At 36.6% G+C, this 15,552-nt stretch carries 8 protein-coding genes; all 8 read right to left on the bottom strand.

What is annotated here, in order from left to right; translation table 11 throughout:
* Nucleotides 1-160: 160 nt before the first annotated feature.
* On the bottom strand, nucleotides 161-493 hold the full coding sequence (locus tag AC1RRQ_RS00145) for an L-rhamnose mutarotase (protein ID WP_493020231.1): 333 nt from the start codon (nucleotides 491-493) through the stop codon (nucleotides 161-163).
* Between the two features lie 11 nt (nucleotides 494-504).
* Entirely contained in the window at nucleotides 505-1,548 is a 1,044-nt protein-coding gene (locus AC1RRQ_RS00140; protein ID WP_493020229.1) for a sialidase family protein, read from the bottom strand.
* An 89-nt stretch (nucleotides 1,549-1,637) separates the two neighbouring features.
* Nucleotides 1,638-3,245 (bottom strand): SusD/RagB family nutrient-binding outer membrane lipoprotein, encoded by a 1,608-nt coding sequence (locus AC1RRQ_RS00135; protein ID WP_493020227.1) that lies wholly within the window; start codon nucleotides 3,243-3,245, stop codon nucleotides 1,638-1,640.
* A gap of 17 nt (nucleotides 3,246-3,262) precedes the next feature.
* Entirely contained in the window at nucleotides 3,263-6,358 is a 3,096-nt protein-coding gene (locus tag AC1RRQ_RS00130) for a SusC/RagA family TonB-linked outer membrane protein (protein ID WP_493020225.1), read from the bottom strand.
* Between the two features lie 263 nt (nucleotides 6,359-6,621).
* Complete coding sequence (locus tag AC1RRQ_RS00125) at nucleotides 6,622-9,282, bottom strand: glycoside hydrolase family 3 protein (RefSeq protein ID WP_493020223.1); 2,661 nt, start codon at nucleotides 9,280-9,282, stop codon at nucleotides 6,622-6,624.
* Nucleotides 9,283-9,294: 12 nt separating this feature from the next.
* On the bottom strand, nucleotides 9,295-11,535 hold the full coding sequence (locus AC1RRQ_RS00120) for a GH92 family glycosyl hydrolase (protein WP_493020221.1): 2,241 nt from the start codon (nucleotides 11,533-11,535) through the stop codon (nucleotides 9,295-9,297).
* 11 nt (nucleotides 11,536-11,546) lie between these two features.
* Nucleotides 11,547-13,031 carry an alpha-L-fucosidase gene (locus AC1RRQ_RS00115; RefSeq protein ID WP_493020219.1) on the bottom strand — a complete coding sequence of 495 codons (1,485 nt, stop codon included), beginning with the start codon at nucleotides 13,029-13,031 and terminating at the stop codon, nucleotides 11,547-11,549.
* A 195-nt stretch (nucleotides 13,032-13,226) separates the two neighbouring features.
* Nucleotides 13,227-15,548, bottom strand: coding sequence for a family 20 glycosylhydrolase (locus tag AC1RRQ_RS00110; RefSeq protein ID WP_493020217.1), 2,322 nt, complete (start codon nucleotides 15,546-15,548; stop codon nucleotides 13,227-13,229).
* Nucleotides 15,549-15,552: the final 4 nt, after the last annotated feature.

Genomic DNA, 15,552 nt, shown 5'->3' with positions numbered 1-15,552 from the left:
TTCATATTTAATTAATTATCTAAAATTTAGACGCAGATTTTACTGATTCGCATCGCGAAAACGCAGATTTAAACGGATTTTATTTATAGATTTCAAAACAAATCAGTGCTTATCCGTGCTTTTGCGAAGCAAATCCGTTTCATCCGTGTGCCAAAAAACTTTATTTCAGTTCAAAAATCTTATCCATTAAAATCCATTTTTCACCAGATTTGGCTTGAGGTAGTGCTTTCTGGAATTTCCACATTAAAGTTTCCCATTCCTGCACTTTCGGATTTTCGGCATCTCGTTTTGCTTTTTCTGCAAATGAGAAATCGGCATTGGTTTCCATAATCATAAACAAGCGATCACCTATATTGTAAATCTCTAAATTGGTGATTCCGGAATCTTTAATACTTTTCTGGATTTCAGGCCAAACGTTTTTATGATATTCGATGTATTCGGCAATTAAATCTGGGTGGTTATTTAAATCTAAGGCAAGACAGTATTTCTGCATAATCTCTGTTTTTATTTTAAATCGAATGTGGTATGCTTGATAAACTTTCGATTATAGGTGTACAATATATGAACTTTTTTATCTGAAGTCTGAATAATGGCCGGATAACTAAACTCTCCTTCTTTCTGATTTTCTAAATCAAATAATTTCTTCCACGAAACGCCATCTTTCGAATATTCTACATCCAGAACATTTCTTCCGTTAAACCAGTCTTTTCCCATTTTTAAAGGGTTGTTTACCAATAAAAAGGATTGATCTGATAGTGTTACCGCATCAACTCCTGAGTTTGAATTTACTACATTAATGCTGTCTGTTTTCTGCCATGTTTTTCCTTTATCTTCAGACCAGCTTGAAATTAATTTATTATGCCGGCTTCGGGATAAAATCTGGATTTCTTTATCAGAATGAACTAAAAATGTGGGCTGAATTATATCAAAATTTTTCTTGTCGTTAATATCCTTAATCGTCCAGCTGTCGGTTGTTTCTGTGTAGGTTTCTATAAAAACCCGCCATTTATTATCGTCGATACTTTCGGTGCTGCTGCCACATAAAATAACGCCGGGAATAGTTTCGATAGGTTTGTTTCTGATTGGGCCTAAAATACCTTTTGGAAGATATTTTGAATCGCTCCACGTTTTTCCATCATCTTTAGAAACAATCATGGCGCCAAACCATTCTCTTGGATTTTTCCCAATTTTATAAAACAAATACAAATTCTGGCTTTTGCTTTTAAACAAAACCGGATTCCAGCATGGCAGTGTATCTCCGTCTTTAATTAAAGGTTTTATAAGTTCTTTTGGTGTTGACCATTTTTGTTCTTTATAAGAAGAAACATAAATACCAACATCCTTAGCGCCTTCGTATTTACCGCCAAACCAAGCGGCTAAAAGCGTATTATTTTCTAATTCTGTTATTGTTGAAGCATGACTGGCCGTAGTAACCGGATTTGCAGCAATATAATTTTGGGTGATATTTATGGCTTTTGGTTCGTACTTTACCGAAGTGCAGGAAACAAAAAGCAATAAAACAACTGGGTAATATATTTTAAAATTCATAATCTAACTTTTATATATAGCAAAAGGAGAGTTTCCTCTCCTTTTACCTTTAAGTAAAGAATGTGTGTTTCTTTACTCAACCAAATTAATTATTTAGTATCCCACCAAAGTTTTGTTCCTCCGGTATCAGGACCTTTTAATTTTGAAATACCATCCAGAACAGCATCTCTGTTTGAAGAATATTCGTTTGTAACATAGACAATTCTTTTTAGCAGGCTTTTTCCAACTCCTGCATCATTGTTGTCTGTATTAAGCGGCTGATAGATTACTTTAGCATCGCTTCTTCTTAAATCAGAGAATGACTCCCATGATTCTGGGAAAATTGCTAAATATTTCTGAACTGCAATCTGCGTACGCTGATCTGCAACAGAAGCCGACCATGCAACTGGTAACTTAACCGGAATACTTTCTGTAACTAAACCAGGGTAAATTGTGTTTACATTTGGAGCTGTTGGCAATGAAGTTCCGGCAATGTAGTTGTTAATCGCTGCAGGATCTGTAATTCCCCATTGCGACATAGACAATCTAATTCCTTCTTCATACAATGCCTGAGCGCTTCCGCCCATATTCCATCCGTTTAATGCTCCTTCTGCTCTTGTAAAGTAGTTTTCAGAAGCCATGAATATTTCTATATTTTTACTATTGCTTAAAGGAGAAGAACCGGGATTTGGTCCTAAACCTAAAACATTTTCATTAAAAGGAGAGAAAACTTTATTTTTTTCCTGATCGAAATAATTGTTTATAGTACCAACTGGTCGGCCAATGTATATACCTGTGCTTCCTGGTGAGAACCATTTTTGCAACCTTGGATCACTGTAACCTAACAAAAGGCTTTCCATAGAAGCAGTCATTTTGTAGCCCCATCCGCCAACAACCATGTTTAAGTTGTTTGGTGTAATGGTACTAACTAAGAAATAAGCACTCTGCTGATTGTTTTGCATGATTCCTGCAGCAACAGCGGCTTCTGCTTCTGTTTTTGCTTTAGCAGGCTGTACATCAGAAATTCTTAAGGCTAAACGCAATCTTAAGCTATTTCCAAAAATTCTCCATTTATCGGTATTCCCCTGATAAACTCTATCGTTTGACTCAAAACCTAAAACTGTATTTACAGAAGTAGAACTTAATACTGCATTAGATTCATTTAATAATTTAAAGAAATCTTCGTAAATAGATTCTACGCTGTCATAAGATACTTTTTCTTTATTATTTCCTGCTTCAGAGTACGGAATTGGCCCATAAGCATCAACCATTTGGTTGTACATAAACACTTTCCAGATTTTAAGGATTGCGGTAGCCTCTGCATTTCCTTCGGCAGCTTTAAAAGCATAATTTAAACTTGGAACTGCGATTGTGTAAAATCTTGTCCATCCGCGTGACTCATAACCGTTTACGAAATCATTTCTTTCTGTACCATAACCACAAGAAAGATATTGAACGAATGTAGAAGATAAAATACCTGTTGCAATACCCCAGGTTCCCTGATCATCTGCATATCCGGTAGTTTCACCGGCTCCGTTGTGAATACCTGCATAAAGGGCTGTTGCAAATGCCGGTCCTGTCATAGAAGCATCTAACTGATCTTCAGTTAGTGAATTAGGATCAGTATTTATTTCATCAAAATCGCTTGTACAGCTTGACAAAATAGAAACCGCTGCTAATACAACTCCTATTGTTTTTATTTTAAAACTATATTTCATGATATCTCTTTTTTTAATTAAAATCCGAATTTAACATTTACCCCATAATCTCTCGTCGAAGGAATGTTGAAAGACTCTACACCTTGCAGGTTTCCTGTACCAGCACCTGCTTCTGGATCAAAATATTTAGCTTTATTCATGAAGAAGAATAAATTTCTTCCTACTAATGAGAAATCAATACTTGAAAAACCTGAATCGCCTAATAAACGTTTTGGTAAAGAATATCCAAAAACAAGTTCTCTTAATCGAATATTGGTAGCATCATAAATAAAAGGCTCTGCTACCGGATCTCTTTGTCCAATTGATGTCCAGTATTGTTCTGCTGTAATACTGGTAGTGTTTGGAGAATAAGTTCCGTTACCGTTGTCAACTACACCAGGAACTACAATTCCTCCTGCTCTGCCGTTAAGTGTAATATCACTTACTCCTAAACCAGCCATTCTCGCCTGAGTATATGAAATAACTTCGCCGCCAATTCTAAAATCAACAAGGAAACTTAAAGAGAAATCTTTGTATTTAAAGCTGTTTCTAAAACCTGCAGTCCAATCTGGGTTAAAGTTTCCGGCTCTTACATCAAATCCGTTTGTTGCCAATGGAAGACCTGCACTGTTTACAATAATATTTCCGTTTGGATCTCTTTGGAAACCTTTCACGTATAAATCTCCGTATTCGCCGCCTAATACTACTTTACTTCTTACTAATCTTCCCTGACCTAAAACTAATTCATCTCTTCCTCCGTAAATAGATTTTACTTCAGATTTGTAAGTTGCAAAGTTGGTTGTAATATCCCAAGTAAAGTTTGCAGTTTGAATTGGAGTTGCTGTAAGCACCGCCTCAAAACCTTTATTTTGAATCTCGCCGCCGTTAACAATCGCTCTTTCTTTTGAAGAAGATTCAGGAGTATTGATGTAGAAAATCTGATCTTTGGTATTGGTTTTAAAATAAGTAAGATCTAATCCTAAACGACCTTTAAAGAATCTAACATCGGCACCAAATTCTATCGAATTAGACATTTCTGGTTTTAAATTAGGATTTCCTGCTGTAGACTGTGGAAATAAAATACCACCGTTACCGCCAATATATCTTAATCTTGAACTTGTTTGGTAAGGATCTGTATCGTTACCCACTTTTGCGTAAGAAGCTCTTAATTTAGCAAAGCTGATAACTTCCGGCAACGTAACCATATCTGAAATAACTCCTGATAAACCTACAGAAGGATAAAAGAAAGATCTATTATCTGATGGTAAAGCTGAAGACCAGTCATTTCTGGCTGTTAAATCTAAGAATAAATAGTTTCTGAATCCGATTTGAGAAAAACCATATACAGAATTAATTTGTCTTTCTGAACTTGCAGAAGTTGCCGCAACAACAGGCACATTCGACATGGCAAAATAATTTCTTTTTCCTAAACGTCCTCCGGCACTCAGCGAAGAACTATTTTGTTTCAACATATTAGCTCCAGCATTGATCCCTACAGCAAAATCTCCAAATTTCTTGTTGTAAGAAAGCAAAGCATCTGTATTGAATTCTGTTGCTGTTTCATAAAATTCATTGTAGTTACCCACATTTTGGTTGAACTCTACAGTAGCATATTTTTTTGTAATAATTTTATTTGTTGTCTGATCTAGACCAGTTCTTACTTGTAAGCTTAAAGAACTTGTAAAATCATATTTAAGAGACGCAAGACCTATGAATCTGTTTCTTTTGTCCTGACGATCGTTGTCACGCAATGCTGACCAAAACGGATTCCCTCCCGGAGTTCCAGCCTGATCTACGAAGTAATTTTTTTGTAATTGTCCTGCCGCATCACGGTATTCAAAATCTTTGTAATCATTGTATTTAATACTACGAGGCAATAAATAAGCAGATGTACCAATAGACTCCTCTCCCGTTCTTAACAAATTATCGATATCCTGAACAATATAATTTGTTTTGGCATCTAATGATAATTTCTCTGTAAGCTTGCTTGTAAATCTTAAATTAATATTATGCCTGTCTAATTGGTTTCCTCCTACTATACCTTCTGCGCGCGTGTTGGTATAAGAGAAATAACCCTGCGATTTTTCATTTCCAGCTGTAATAGCCAATGTATTAGCTAAGTTATAACCTGTTTTATAAAAATCCATAACATTATTTGGCTGCGGGGTGTAATCTGTCGTTGCAGGTCCTGCATAGTCAGGATTACGAACAAGCTGCCATGCCGGAACTTGTCTTCCGTCAAACTTTGGTCCCCAGCTTGAAGTCGAAGACGAACTGTAGTTTCCTAAATCTCCCTGTCCGTATTCATTTTGGAAATTTGTCAAGTCGTAAGCAGTCGAAGCCATAAAATTAGATGACAACGAAACCGACATTTTTCCAGCTTTACCAGATTTTGTAGTAATAACAATAACACCATTACTTGCTCTGGTTCCGTAAAGTGCTGCTGCCGATGGTCCTTTTAAAACCGTCATCGAAGCAATATCTTCCGGATTAATATTCGAAATACCGTCTGGCTGTGTTGTACCTCCTGTATCAACATTGTCATTACCAGCACCGGTTCCGTTACTAATTGGCACACCATCTACTACATAAAGAGGCTGGTTGTTACCAGTAAGCGATCTATTACCTCTTAATGTAATTCTGGAAGAAGAACCAACACCATTTGATGTCGTAGAGAAGTTAAGACCCGCAACTTTACCTGAAAGTGAGTTGGCAACGTTTAATGATCTTGCTTCTGAAAGCTCGTCTACTGAAATGTTTTGTGCCGAATACGTAATGGCTTTTTTCTCTCTTTTAATACCAAGAGCGGTTACCACTACTTCTCCTAATTGTTGTGTTGCAGCGCCTAAAGCCGCATTAATTGTAGTTTGAGTTCCTACGGCTACCTCTTTTGAAGCTGAACCAACATAAGAGAAAACCAAAACTGCTGACTGATTTGGAACTGTAATCGTGTACTTTCCATCAAAATCTGATGAGGCACTTGTTTTTGTTCCCTTCACAACAACATTTGCTCCCGGAATCGGAATTCCGCTTTGAGCATCTGTTATCGTTCCTTTTACTGTTGTTTGTGCTTTTAGATTCTGAAATCCAAATAAGCACACTACGAACAGTAGTTTTAGTACGTTCTTGAACATATTTAGTTGTTTTTTGAGTTAATAACATGTTAAACTTAAGAATACAATCTGTTAACAAATTAAAATTTCGACAAATGACAATTTTGAAAAGGTGTTGGGAATACATTTATATTTTTAGGGTACGAAAACGTTATAAATTGTAAGCTTTATCCGCTTTATTTCCCAAACACCTTTCGAATTAATCTAAGCGATTTATCGATTTTTTAACAGCATTCATTTTTAATTCTCTTAATCGTTAAACATATTATTACTTTTAACCCCTTTTAGTTCAAAACCTTAAAAGTAGATTTAAGTAAATCTGTCGAATTTCCTCCCACCATAACTTCAAAATCTCCAGGCTCAACAACGCGCTTCATTTCTCTGTTCCAAAGAGATAGCTCGTCTGGGGTAATGGTAAATTCGACCATTTTAGTTTCGCCTTTCTTAATATTTAATCTCTTAAATCCTTTTAATGTTTTTTCTGGTGTGGTAACAGAACTATAAACATCATTAATATATAACTGAACCACTTCGTCTCCATCTCTGTCTCCAACATTTTTAACATCTACAGAAATTTTTACTTCTCCGTTTGTTTTAATTTCTTTCGAACTGACTTTTAAATTTGAATATTCAAACTTGGTATAACTTAATCCGTAACCAAATGTGTATAAGGGATGTTCACTCTCGGCCACATATTTATGAATCGCCGATGGTTTTTGGTTGTAATAGATAGGTAACTGTCCAACCGATTTTGGAACTGTAATTGGCAGTCTTCCACCCGGATTATAATCTCCAAATAAAACATCAGCCACTGCTCTTCCTCCTAATTCTCCCGGAAACCAGCCTTCTAAAACTGCCGGAATATTTTCAGCAATCCAGTTGGTAGAAAGCGGACGGCCGTTTAATAATACACAAACTACAGGAGTTCCTGTTTTCTGAATCTCTTCGATTAATTGCTGTTGTATTCCAAATAAGTCTAAAGAAGCAACATCTCTGTTTTCTTCTACCAATTCGTTAGATTCTCCTAAAACTACAATCGCAACATCGGCTTTTTTAGCGGCTTCGATTGCCGGCTGTAAGTTTACTTTTTCTAAATTCCAACGGAAATGAGCTCTGGCACCCCAGCCTCCTTCCCACATTTCAATGCGGACTTTATACTTTTTACCTTTTTCGATATTTTTTGGAACCGTCACCATGCTTGTCGCTCCTTTTGTCCAGTTGTCTATTACCAATTGGTCATCAATATACATTCTGATTCCGTCATCAGAACTTAAACCTAACCAGCCATCCAATGCCTGTTCTGATTTTAAGAATCCTGTCCATCTAATAGAAAAATCATCTACATTGACACCATCACCTGGCGCCCAAGGCCAGTCAAACTCTAACTGACTGTCAATACGAGTCAATGCCGGAGTTCCTTCCAGATTTCTGTTGTTAAAATATTCTCCTTTTAATCCGTTTTGAGCTTCATCCGGAGTAAACAAATATTTAGATGGAATAATTTGTCCTTTTACAATTAAGGGCACACCTTCTTCATAAACTACATTGGCCGTTTTTCCAACCAATTCCTTAACTCCTTCATAAACTGTCATACCAACGCTATTTTTAGGAGCATAACCTCCCAATCTTGAAGCATTTGCATTTGGTCCAATAACTGCAATGTTTTTTAACGATTTACTTAAAGGCAAAGTATTATTCTCATTTTTCAATAAAACCATAGATTTTTGAGCCGCTTCTAAAGCAACAGCTTGATTTTCTTTGGTATGAAAACGCTCTTTAATCAGATTTTTTTCTGTGTACGGATTTTCAAATAATCCCAATAAGAATTTCAAACGCAAAACTCCTCCCGCAGCACGGTCGATGTTCTCCATTGTCAGTTTCTTTTCATTTACTAACTCAATAATGGTGTTCTGCCAAAATTCATTACTAAAATCATAAAACTGCATATCAACTCCAGCAGAAACTGCTTCGCGAATACTTTCTTTTGGAGAATCAGCCACTTTATGAGTTGTTTGAATGTATTTGATCGCTCCTAAATCTGAAACTACAAGTCCTTTAAAACCCCATTCGTTTCGTAAAACTTCGGTTAATAACCAATGGTTTGCAGCACAAGGAATTCCGTCTAATTCAGAATACGCACACATTGTTCCTAACGCACCTCCTTTTCTAAATGCTTTTTCAAATGAAGGCAGATGATCTTCTCTCGCAGAACGTTCTCCCACTAAAATTGGAGAAGAATTTCCTCCAGCTTGTGGAATACCATGAACGGCAAAGTGTTTAGGTTCTGCAATAATCGAACGATCTGATTTTAAATCATCGCCCTGCATTCCTTTAATCATGGCCAAACCAATTTCGCTGTTCAAGTACGCATCTTCACCAAAAGTTTCAGCAACACGTCCCCATCTTGGCTCTCGTCCTAAATCTAAGTTTGGTCCAAATCCAAAATGAACTCCATGTGCTCTGGCCTCTGCGCCAATAACTTTTCCAACTTTGTCCATTACAGCGATATCCCAAGTTGCACCAAGACCAATATTCATGGGAAAAGCGGTACTTCCTTCATCTAAATAACCGTGAAGCATTTCACACATAATCAGCGCTGGAATTCCCCAGCGGTTTCCTTTGATGACATTAGTCTGAAGATCATTGATCATTTTCGCCGAACGCGGATAAATATCATGAATCGCTCCAATTCCTAATTTCCCAATTTTTTCTGCCGATTTAGATTTCGCAAAATCTTCTTTATCTTTAAAAAAGTCTCCTCTGTACATATCCATCTGACGCACTTTTTCTTCAAGTGTCATACGGCTTAACAAGTCTTTTACTCTATCTTCAACAGGCGCCTGGGCATCTTGATACAGATACTTTTTCTGGGCATGGGTTTGGTTAAAAAAACCAACAGCCATTACAAAAATAATGGCCGTTTTCTTCATTTTTAATTGTAACATAGTTGTGTGTGTTTAGTTTTGAATCACTTTAAGCTTTGTTCCATTCACAAAATCATCATGCGAAATAAAAAAGCTGTTAAGTGTTTTTCCGTTTAGCTCAATCGAATTGATTTTCCCGCCATTATTTTCTTGTCTTTCAATTACGATGTTTTCTTTTTTATAATATCTTGGATCTAATTTGATCGTGACTCTATGAAACATTGGTGTTGTAATAGTGTAAATTGGATCTCCCGGCGATATTGGATAAATTCCCATCATCGAATACACTAACCAAGCCGACATTGTTCCTGTATCATCATTTCCCGGCAGTCCTTTTGGTTCATTTTTGAAATATTCGCGAACCAATTTCTTTACCATTTCCTGAGATCTATATTCTTCTCCTTTCACATAATTGAATAAATACGGATTGGCAATGTCCGGCTCGTTTGCCATGTCAAATTGTTTCGTATCGAATATTTTCTGCAATTGCGCCGAAAATGCTATATCACCGCCCATTAACTTTTTTAATCCGTTAATGTCGTGCGGCACCATAAAAGCGTACTGCCAGGCATTCCCTTCGATAAAGCCAACATTTTCTTCAAAATTAGCTCCGGAAGCAGGATCAAATGGCTCGTACCATTTTCCGTCAGCCGTTCTTGGACGAAGCAGGTTTAAGTTTTTATCGAATAATTTTCTGTAGGATAACGAACGTTCTTTAAAACGTTTTACATTGGCTTTATCACCAAATTCGTTGGCCATAAGCGAAATAGAATAATCTGAAATATTGTATTCCTGAGTCGTCGAAACCGGGCCTTTGTAATCGGTTGTCAAATATCCTTTTTTGATATAATCTTTCAATCCCGGACGAAGCGGATTATTTTCAATCTGATCTGCTCCTTTCAGCATCGCATAATACGCTTTCTGAACATCAAAATCATGAATTCCTTTCAAGTAAGTATCTGTAATTACAATACTTGCCGGATCTCCAACCATGGTAAAAGTCTCTGTTGAGTTCAATTCCCATTTGGGTAACCAACTGTTTTCATCGAACATTTCAAGCATACTTTTTACCATATCAGATTGCTGTTTTGGGTAAACCAATGACATCAACTGATGCACATTTCTGTACGTATCCCACAATGAAAATACCGTATAACGAGTGCCATCGGTTTTACCAATTCTACTTCTTTTGATTACTGGATATTCGCCATTAAAATCATTTAAAATATTGGGATGAATTAAAGTGTGATACAAAGCCGTGTAGAAAATCGTATTGTCGTCTTTTGAACCGCCTTCAACTGAAATTTTAGAAAGTTCTTCATTCCATTCGTTATACGTTTCTTTATAAACGGCATCAAATGATTTGTTTCCGGTTTCTTTTTCTAAGTTGTCACGGGCATTTTCAATACTTACATAAGAGATCCCAATTTTCACTTCAACCGTTTCTTCTTTGTCAAAATTATATCTGAAATAACTTCCAATACTATCCCCTACAACCGTTTTAATGGTATTATCCATTATTCTCGCTTTTCCATTGTATCCCATCCATTGAGCTTCAACACCGTTATATTTCGAAGGTTTTTTCCAAACTCCAAATTTAGCTGCCGGTTTAGAAAACTTCGCTACGAAATAAACCGGATAAGCGTCTTCCGGACTATTGTAACAAAATGAGCCTACAGAACGCATTCCTTCAATTTCTGTTCGCGATACGACTTTTATCATCGCGCCTTCTTCATTGGTTAATCCCAATCCAAGATTTAATAAAATATTAGACTGCCCTTTCGGGAAAGTGAATCTGCTCACTCCAACTCGTTTTGAGGCTGTAAATTCGCCTTTAACTTTATACTTGTTGAGGTTTACGCTGTAATATCCGGCTTTTGCGACTTCATTAGAATACGTAGATCCGTATTTTAAATGATCAACTTCAAGCTCTCCGGTTGTTGGCATCAATAAAATGACACCCAATTCCGGACAGCCCACACCGCTTAAATTAACCTGACTAAATCCGGTTAAAAAGGTATTTTCGTTTACATAAGGATTCGACAACCACTGGCTGTCTTTTTCCATTGGTGTATTTTTTATTCCGGCAACATTAAACGGACTTATACTCGCCATACCACGAGGCGCAATTGGTCCCGGAAAAGCCGCTCCAAAATTGGAAGTCCCAATAAACGGATTTACAAAATCAGCAGGCTCCTGCGCAAAAATAGTGATGCTAAAAAACAGCATGCAAAAAATACATGCTGTTTGAAATTTATTTGTATTTAAAACCATAGGTTTCATTTTTATCTGTTAATTGCCTCAATTTTTAAAGTCCAGGCTTCTTTTGCAGGCAAATTATTTCTAAGACTTTCCGGAATTACCACTTTAAATCCGTTTCCTTCTTTTGTCCATTTTAAAGAAGTTTTAGACCCTAACATTGTAATTTTTGTTCCCTTTTTAGGGCTGATAGATTTTACGGTAACTTCGGCAGGAATTTTATCTTCTCCTTCTTTAGCTAAATAAAATGCGAATACATTTCCGGCTTTATTTTGTGTAAAGCAGATATTATCTTCCTTATAAGGCTCGATTGGTTTTGTTTCGTAAATCGCTGTGCTGTTTACTTTCATCCAATCTGCGTAAGCTTGCAATAAATCATAAGCACCTTGCTGCCATTCTCCTTCCGGACTTGGCGCAACGTTTAATAATAAATTACCCCCTTTTGCGACAATATCAACTAACATGTGAATTCCTTGTCTTCCTGTCATATACGTTGCATCTGGAGAATACGACCATCCTCCGCCGGATGTAATACAAGATTCCCAAGGATAAGGCAGTGTTTTAGCAGGAACACGGCCTTCCGGAGTTAAGTAATTTTGATTTTTTCCGTGAACAGCTCTGTCTACTACAATTAATCCCGGTTGTTTCTGACGTGCTTTTACAACCAATTCGTCCATTTTAGGATCCTGATCTACTACTCTGTGTTTGATGAAACCGTTTTTAGATTCGTTTTCTGCAAATTTCTCGTCGTAGTTTTCTTTTAAATTCTGCTGATCTCTTTTTCTAACCCATCCTCCGTCAAGCCATAAAATATCTACTTTACCATAATTCGTCAGGATTTCTAAAATTTGGTTGTGCGTAAAATCAACATATTTCTGCCATTTCTCCGGATATAATGACGGATCGTAATTTACGTTTCTGTCGAAAGGAGGAAAATACGGATCCCAGTAATTTTCGTTATGCCAGTCTGGTTTAGAAAAATACGCTCCGGTTGAAATATTCTCGGCTCTAAAAGCATTGAAAACTTCTTTTAAAATATCAGCTTTTGGATTGGTACTGAAAGGACAAGCTGCATCTGTTACCTTATAATCAGAATATTTGGTGTCGTACATATTAAATCCGTCATGGTGTTTGGTTGTAAAAACCATGTATTTCATTCCGGCTGCTTTTGCTGCTTTTGCCCATTTTACAGGATCAAATTTGGTTGGGTTAAAAGTCTTTTTTAAACCTTCATAATCGGCTACATATTGGTTATAATTAGCCGGATTGCTTCCTTTTTTACGTTCACACCATCCATAATCTTCCGGGCATATTGACCATGATTCTACAATTCCCCATTGACTGTATGTTCCCCAGTGCATTAATAATCCAAACTTTTTGCCCTGCCATGCTTCTAAATTCTTCAATACGGCCGGATCTGTTTCCGGTACATAACGTTCATCTTCATAAATGGCCTGCGAAAACATTTGAACGGAAAATAACAATGCGATTATCAATATTCCTTTTTTCATCTTTATTCTATTTTAGGTGTTGTTTTTTTGTTTTTTAATTGTAGAAATTACATTTAAATATAAAAATGTAGAATCCCAGCTTTGTCAGGATTTAAACCTTTGACAAAGCTTTTACAAGATTGTGGTTCCTTTGGTGTTAATCAACTTTGTCAAAGTTTAAAACTTTGACAAAGTTAGAAACGTGCTAAATCTTTATTAATTCACAAGAATCTCATCAACAAATAACCATGAACTTTCTCCTTTTGGGCTTTTCTTTAGGTTATACGCGATTACCTTGATAAATCGGGTATCGGTTTTGGCGAAATTGATTTTAAAATCTTTTAATTCAGCTGTTACATTTGGAGCATACGGACGTGATATCTTCCCTACTTCTCTGTATTTAATTCCGTCATTTGAAACCAAAACTTTAACTTTTACAGGAAAATTAACGCCGGAACCCTGACTTTCTAAAGTCCCAACAATTACTTGTTCTACACTTTCCTGCTTTTCAAAATCAATTACCAGTTCCATATCATTTACAAGCCAGGCCTGCCATTCGCCGTCATGGAAATTTTTGCTTCCTCTTACGGTATTGGTTAATGTATAAGGTCCGTTGCCTTTGTAATTTTCATTGTATGGTGTAAGGTATTTTACTTTTTGAGCCACCGCTTTATGAAAAACAATTGTATCTGTAAATGTTTTTCCTACTGGTTTGTCATCCTGAAATAAAGAAGCTTTTAATAAAGTAGTTTCCTTAAATTCTATTGGGCTGACATATTTCACAGCATGATGATCGATACTTTTATCACCAGTTACATAACGAATATCCGGATTTGGAAATTCATTTTTCAATGTCACATTAACCTGTTTTTTAGCCAAATCTGCAGTGGCAGAAGCGGTTACCAAATAAGCACTTTTTGCATAATTGATTCCCATATAATCATAACGCTTTAATAACGGTGCTAATCTTGTTGTAAAATCATTCCAGTTGCGGCTTTCTTTTGAACTCCATAAAACTTCGGCCATTGCAGCCAGTCTTGGAAAAATCATGTATTCTGAATCTTTTGGCGTTGATAAATGTTCTGCCCATAAATTGGCTTGTCCGCCCAAAACATGATTAGCTTCAATAAGCGACATTGTAAGCACAACCGGATCAAATTCATACACTTTGCTCAATGGCGTATAGCCGTCAAAAGCTAAAGGCTCTTCGTTTTGTGGTCCTTGATAGAAATTAAAATAACAATGCGATTCAGGAGTCATAATTACATCATGACCTTGGTCTGCCGCTTCAATGCCGCCTTTTGTTCCTCTCCAGCTCATCACAGTTGCTTCGGGAGCTAAACCTCCTTCTACAATTTCATCCCAGCCAATTACTTTTTTACCTTTAGAATTGATGTATTTTTCAATACGTTTTACAAAATAACTTTGCAGTTCGTCTACATTTTTTAAACCCTGATCCTTCATTCTTTTTTGACAATGCGGACATTTAGCCCAATTGGTTTTTGTTGCTTCGTCACCTCCAATATGAATGTATTTTGACGGAAAAATGGTCATTACTTCGTCTAATACATTCTCCAGAAATTCAAACGTAGATTCTTTTCCTGCACAATAAATATCGGTTATGGGCCAGACACCGCCAGACGGAACGCCAATGCGCTGCTCAAAACAAGACAATTCCGGATACGCTGCAATCGCACTGCTTACGTGTGCCGGCATTTCGATTTCAGGAATTACTTCGATGTTTTTTGTTGCGGCATATTTTACAATTTCCTTTAATTCTTCCTGTGTAAAAAATCCTCCGTACGTTCCTTTTTCATCCGGATTTGTAGTTAATCTTCCGTTCCAGGCTATGTTTTCCTGATCGACTCTCCAAGCTCCAACTTCTGTTAGTTTTGGATATTTTTTAATTTCGATTCTCCATCCCTGATCGTCTACTAAATGCAAATGCAGCACGTTCATTTTGTGCATAGCCAAACGATCGATCGTTGCCAGAATATAATTTTTATCGAAGAAATGACGTGATAAATCCAACATTAAACCTCTCCATTGAAAACGCGGTTCGTCTGTAATCGATACATTTGGAATCTGCCATTTTGCAGATGTTATAGCATATTTACTTTCAATCGCAACGGGAAGCAATTGTCTAATGGTTTCTAATCCGTAAATAAAACCGGCATTTCCTTTTGCTGTAATAGTAATGGTATTGTTAATTACCTCAACTTTATAAGCTTCTTTATGCAGATTAACATCTGTTTTAAACTGAACAAAATTATTCTGCGGTGCTTTTGCTCCCAAAACCGGACGCCAGCCTGCCGCAACTTCAAATTTGCTGATTAAGGCATTTGAAATTTCCTTTTGAAAATCAGTATTGGCAACAAAAACGGTATTTTTAGAAAACTCAAAACTTCCCGGCTGTATCAATAATTGGTTTGGCTTTGGGATAATTTGAATGTCTTTTGCAGTAAAAACTTTTTGACTATAACCCAAACTGAAAACAGTTAAGAAGATTAAGACGAATAAGGTTTTTAATGATCTCATAATT

Source organism: Flavobacterium sp. GW821-FHT12A05 (assembly GCF_058807735.1).
Note: the sequence above shows the minus strand (reverse complement) of the source record. Positions and strands in the feature narration are given on the sequence as shown.